The sequence below is a fragment of the Bradyrhizobium sp. MI1.4 genome (genome assembly GCF_055811315.1).
The window spans coordinates 1-741 of the sequence record NZ_JBVVPP010000140.1 but is presented as its reverse complement, the minus strand read 5'-3'; the positions used below and the strand labels follow the sequence as shown (position 1 = coordinate 741).

General features: G+C 63.6%; 2 protein-coding genes. Both read left to right on the top strand.

Features of this window, described 5'->3' with window-relative positions; translation table 11 throughout:
- Positions 1-190 (top strand): TauD/TfdA dioxygenase family protein (locus tag AC0L23_RS39990; protein ID WP_473358425.1); only part of this gene is annotated, 190 nt, incomplete at its 5' end.
- A 26-nt stretch (positions 191-216) separates the two neighbouring features.
- The coding region (locus AC0L23_RS39985; RefSeq protein WP_473358424.1) for an ABC transporter substrate-binding protein at positions 217-741 on the top strand (525 nt) is incomplete at its 3' end.

Here is a 741-nt window from a genome sequence, read left to right as displayed (position 1 = left end):
CTGGGAGGCCGGCGACGTTGCGATCTGGGACAATCGCGCCACGCAACATTACGCGGTCAACGACTATGGCGACCAGCACCGCGTTGTGCGCCGCGTCACCATCGATGGCGATGTACCGCTCAGCGTCGATGGTCGCCGCAGCGTGATGCGCGTCAAGACATCCAAGCCCCAGACCGCCAAAGCCGCTTGATCCGGATTCGCTCAGGAGAGTTCGCAATGATGAACGCTATACTTCGATTGCTTCGCGCAAGGCGCGCCCGGTTGGGACGTGCCACCCGCATGACGTTGCGGGTTTTGTTGGCCGGCGCCGTGGCGCTCGGCCTCACGGCCCCGGCATTCGCCGAGCCGCCGCTCGAGAAGACCGAGATCCGCTACCAGGGATCGGCCGGGCAGGTGACGTTTATCGAGCTGGCCGAGGACCTCGGCTATCTCGCGCCGCTCAAGCTCAAATGGGTCGGTAACACCATCAGCGGGCCGCAGGACATCCAGACCGTCGTCACCGGCGATATCGACATCGGCGGCGCGTTCTATGGGGCGATCCTCAAGCTGATCGCGGCGAAGGCCCCGGTCAAGGCGGTGGTCGGCTATTACGGCTCCGATGCCAATACCTACTATGGCTCCTTCGTGAAGGACGACAGCCCGATCAAGACCGCGCGCGACCTGATTGGCAAGAAGGTGGCGGTCAACACGCTGGGCGCACATTTGGAATTCGTATTGCGCGAGTACCTGGCTAGGTCCGGC